The organism is Bartonella sp. AU18XJBT (assembly GCF_028618595.1).
Lineage (GTDB): Bacteria > Pseudomonadota > Alphaproteobacteria > Rhizobiales > Rhizobiaceae > Bartonella.
This window is the reverse complement of record NZ_JAQITE010000071.1, coordinates 1-4,755: the sequence shown is the minus strand read 5'-3', so window position 1 is coordinate 4,755 and position 4,755 is coordinate 1. Positions and strand designations below refer to the sequence as shown.

At 46.2% G+C, this 4,755-nt stretch carries 6 protein-coding genes and 1 pseudogene; all 7 read right to left on the bottom strand.

The features are described 5' to 3' along the window. The coding region (locus PVV60_RS09565; RefSeq protein ID WP_273724556.1) for a phage tail tape measure protein at positions 1-1,003 on the bottom strand (1,003 nt) is incomplete at its 3' end. A 131-nt stretch (positions 1,004-1,134) separates the two neighbouring features. After that, positions 1,135-1,548, bottom strand: a complete 414-nt coding sequence (locus PVV60_RS09560; RefSeq protein WP_273724555.1) for a hypothetical protein — start codon at positions 1,546-1,548, stop codon at positions 1,135-1,137. 41 nt (positions 1,549-1,589) lie between these two features. Next, a complete protein-coding gene (locus PVV60_RS09555; RefSeq protein WP_273724554.1) occupies positions 1,590-2,108 on the bottom strand; it encodes a phage major tail tube protein in 519 nt (172 codons plus the stop codon). Positions 2,109-2,111: 3 nt separating this feature from the next. Continuing rightward, entirely contained in the window at positions 2,112-3,395 is a 1,284-nt protein-coding gene (locus PVV60_RS09550) for a phage tail sheath C-terminal domain-containing protein (protein ID WP_273724557.1), read from the bottom strand. Positions 3,396-3,542: 147 nt separating this feature from the next. Further along, positions 3,543-3,794 (bottom strand): hypothetical protein, encoded by a 252-nt coding sequence (locus tag PVV60_RS09545; protein ID WP_273724553.1) that lies wholly within the window; start codon positions 3,792-3,794, stop codon positions 3,543-3,545. A 9-nt stretch (positions 3,795-3,803) separates the two neighbouring features. Then, positions 3,804-4,289, bottom strand: a complete 486-nt coding sequence (locus PVV60_RS09540) for a hypothetical protein (protein ID WP_273724552.1) — start codon at positions 4,287-4,289, stop codon at positions 3,804-3,806. Next, positions 4,249-4,755: pseudogene (locus PVV60_RS09535) on the bottom strand (hypothetical protein); the annotation flags it as partial. The gene PVV60_RS09540 and the pseudogene PVV60_RS09535, both read right to left, overlap by 41 nt.

The window sequence follows — 4,755 nt, the reverse complement described above, 5'->3', positions numbered from 1 at the left end:
CTTTCACATAATCTAAAGCTTGCCCTAACAATTCGGGATTGCCTACCAATTTAGCAAAATCGCCCGTGAAGTCCCGTCCAGCAATGGCAATCAGCGAGCGCATGCCCTGTTCTGATTTCGCTAAAACATCAAAAAAGCGTACCAAGGTGCCGGTGGCATCTTTGTCCAGATCTTGCATAAATTTTTCGCGGGAAAGCCCGATATTGGCAAATGCATCTTCAATATGTTTGCCCCCCGCCTGAATGCGCGCACTCATCGCATTAAAACCACGCGCAGCACTCTCAGGAACAATCCCAGCAGAAATCATCGCCGTGCCAAAAGCTGCTGTTTCCCGTGCGGTGAGCTTAAACATGGTTGCTGCACCGGTCGCACGATTGGTAAAGTCAGACACCTCACTTGCCTTGGCGGCCATGTGGTTAGAGAGATGATTGATGGCATCACCTAAATCTTCAATCCCTGCTTGATTAAGCTTAAAGACATTGCGCAATTTGGCAAAGCGCTCCCCAATCTGATCTCCCGTCATATCAAAAGCAACAGCTGCTTTAGCAGCATATATGCTAAAAGCTTCTAGATCTTGTTCACCAATCCCTGCTTGGCTGGCACTGGTCATCAATTCCAAGACTTCACGCGCCACCAGCGGAATCTTGGTGGAGGTTTCAAGCGCAAAACGGCGCAATTCCTTTAAGCGATCAAGGGGGGCATCCAGAACCTTTTCCAAGCCTTTCATCGATTGGTCAAATTGCATGGCTTTATAGAGCGGTGCAATTAAGGTTGCGGTTTGGGCAAGCGCACCCACCATGCGTCCACGCGCATGGTTGAAAGCATTTTTCGCATTCCTTGTCGCATCCTCAAGATGCTCAGGGTCAAACCAATTTTTAAAGTGCTGCCTTGTCTTGTTTTGGAAATGCGCAACATCTGAACTAAAGGCTGCAAGATCACGCTTGGCAGAAGCTATCCCTTCTTGCAGATGATTAACAAAACGCACAACAAGGGAAACATCCATGATCGTCTCTTATCCTAACTGATAGCTTTCATATTCTTGCGCTTTCAGGCGTGCGAGTTCTTCTCGATAGGCAATCACATCCAGCCAATCCATCTGGTTAATTTCTGAAGGCGCCCAGTGATAATAAAGGGCTAGTTCTGCTCCAAATTGTCCGGCAGAGAGGATTGGCGTTTGGGAAAAAAAGCAAAAAAAGCCTTAAACACGGCCATAATGTCAACAACATCAAGACGGTTAATCAATTCAACAGATTCATGAGACATATCGGCTAAAAGCACAGCTATTCCTTCCATAGCCTCATGGGTCAATAAAGCCTCACAAAGCTTGGAAATGAGAACATCATTGCTGAAAGGTACTTTATCCTCTTCTACAGCGGGCAGAACGAGCTTTGCTAGCTGCGGTCCAATCAACACCGCTAATTGGCGTGCTTGCTTGAAGTTTGGGCGATAAAAGGTCAGTTTCTTGCAGAGAGTTTCTTTGCCACCTTTATCTTGATAAAGAAGCGGAACAGCTAATTCCACATCAAGGCTGGTTTGTAAACTTGTCATGATCAATTCCTATAAATGAGAGCCCTATCAATAATGAAAGCTTATAAATTGAGAATAGAGCGGCGGCGAGAACCGATCTCTTGCCCATTGCGGACAAGCCAACCGCCCCGTTTAAAGGAAAAGCGATGCAAAACAGAGCCATCCCAAAATTCCGTATAGTCCCAAATATTTTTAATCTCGCAATCATAGCCTGTGGCTTTTCCAGCCGTTAAGCCTTCGCTATCCACTTTGACCAAGCGCCCTGTGACATCAATGGAATGCTCATGCTCGCGCCCGTCTTCTTCAGAGATCACATGTTTTTTGCCAGTGAATTTATGACGAAGACCAGGAGGACCACCAAAGATACCGATAATTTCGGGGGTGTGGCTGCGAATTTTCATTTGCATGCTCAGGGCTTTCACACCAAGACCACTCACATCAATTTGCAGATCAGAGCCGCCTGGTTGATAGGTTTCAGTAATTTCTTCCAGCGTGGGCAGTTTTAATGTCTCAAGATCAAGGTGAAGATTCACATCATCATCAACAATCAGCGTAAAACCGCGTACAATGCGTAAAGTCATGCTTTAACTCCTTGCTGCTTTGCGATAAGTTTCAAGCGTATCGCCAAATTGATAAGTCATTTTCTTTTGGATATCTTGCGCCAGCCGATCAAAATAAGCGCTATTGCGCCGGCTGCCGAAACTCAAATCTTCTAGAGGGGGTACTTCTTCTGCATCAAACTCGATCCGCAATTTTCCCAATTGCAACGTACTGTTGGAATTTAAATCGCGATCAAACCAAACTCGCCCACCAAGCAATGCACCACGCGCAATCAGATCATCCAGAAACTGTGTAAGGCTGCGGGTAATGGCAATGACATGTTGACCGGTCAGGTTTTCGTCATTTGCCCAAGGACGCAAATTGTTAATGATGGTTTTTTCCAAGGCTGCACGGGTGCGCACCACATTGACAAAACGCCAGAGTGGATCACTCGAGGTGGTGTGGTTACCCCATAAAATGCGTCCATTGGCGGCAAATTGACCTTGGGCATTTTGGCTAAGGCGGGCGGGAATAAAGGTGGCAATATCAGCTTGATTGAGGCGATTAGCCTCATGATCGATTTCGCCATCAAAATAGCTAATCGGGCGTGCTGTGCCTAAAATACCATGCACATCTTGGTTAGAGGGGGACCAAAAAACACCCCCCTTTTGTTTGTCACGTTTGATAAACATCGCCGCCACAAAAGGACTTGCCGGTTTAACACTAACACCCCCATCACCATTTGCCACCCGTACAAAAGGGTCAATGAGATAACAAAAGCGTGAGGAAAAATCTGCACGATAGGCAAGGCTTTCTTCCGCATTTTTACCACCCGTATCAAACACGGCAATGGCTTGTAGCTTTTCTGCCACTTGTTCCAAGGCGTCTGCCACAGGGTTTTTGCCATTATCAAGGCGCCCTGCACTATAAGCTGGTGCCAGTAAAATCCCAGGCTCTACCCCTAAATGACCTCTAGCGTGTTTTAGCGCATGCACACCGGTCAAAGCCCTATTGGACCCCACCATCTCAGTTTGTGTCTCAGCAATGGTTGATTTTTCTTCCACCCGCACAAGGATAATTTGTGCCTCAATCCCCTGTGCACACACGGCGTTGATGACATCAAGAGCCGTGCCTCTTGCCCCAAGCTTTTGGATTTTCTCACCCTCATGCGTAAAGACCAACACAGGCTCGTTGAGGGGAAAAACTTGGTTATCAGCATCAGGGGCTGTAACAACCGCCCCAATGGCGGTCTGATCAAATGTTGCTAAAGGACGGGAATCCTCACCAGCCTCTACAATGCGAATCCCATGATTAAATTCTGTTGCCATCTTGCTCTCCAAATCAATGAAGAAACAATAACAAGCATCACCATGCTCCATAAGACTGACAGTGTCAGTCAAAGAAAGCCCTTTAAAAGGGCTTTTAAAGAGCAATAAAAGGACTTAAAAGAAAGAAAATCATACAAGCCTTATCGCCTAGACTTGATTATCTTTCTCTTGTGGTTCTTCTATGGGCTCTACGGGTGCGTCTATTTCTGCCATTTCAGGAGATGAGAGCTGTTTTATGTTTTCATCAACAATAGGAGGAGAGAATACTCCATCCTTATAAGTCCAACCAATTTGCGCTTCATTTGAGGGGATCGCCTCACCATCAAAGGCGTGAACATAATCTTCTGATGCTACAATAATATTTGTTACCACACCATTTTCAACAACTGCATATTCCATGAAATGCTCCTAGATAAAAAATTTCAACAATATAGCGCCATTCCCGCCATCACCAGTGTTATAATTTTCTGCATCCTTTCCAGGAAAATAACCTCCTCCACCGCCACCTGCGTCAGCTTGATTACGACCACCTCTGCCACCTTTTCCACCTTTGTCACTTTCACCACCCCAGCCGCCGTCACCATTACTAGATCCGCCACCGCCACCAGCACCACCAAAAAGAGAGCTTCCACCCTCACAGCTTCCGCCATTTCCACCATTACCGCCAGAAAAAATAAAGTTTTTAATGCCGGAGTAACCTCCTGCTCCTACTGTTTTGGTAACTCCGCTACCCTGAGAGCCTATACTCCCACCATTTGCTACGAGAACTCCTTCAATAATCGTTGCCCCACCATTACCATTTTTACCACCACGACCAATTTGAATATTTCTTGATTTTCTAAGTTGAGATCCTTTAATTTGAATGCGGACACATTGTCCTCCACCACCTTCCACCGCCACCGTAGTAGGTATACCTGATACGACCGTTATAAGTATTTTTTAACCAACCTCCAGCCGCCCCGCTGCCACCACCACCCCACGCCCATATTTCTACATCGGTGTTATCAGTGACGCCTTCAGGCAATGGAATAGTGCCGCTTTCTGTCATGAGAATTTCAACTGGTTTTTTGATTAATGAAGCTATTAATTTATCCACTTGCGCCTTCGTATAAACAACATCACCATCCACTTTCAGCGGTCCTTTAAGCATACTTTCATTTGCGCTTAAACGGGTAACCACTTCACCATTATGGGTGAGGCTAAACGACGAATTACCCAACAGTTCTAAGCCACACTGGTTAAGTTCACGCGCCCAATAACGATTGCCATAAAAATGGATCTCGCCCGTACCCTTTTGCGCACGCAACGCCTCAGAGGTTAAAAGCCATAAAGCCCGTTGTGCTGCGCTCGCTTGCCGAAC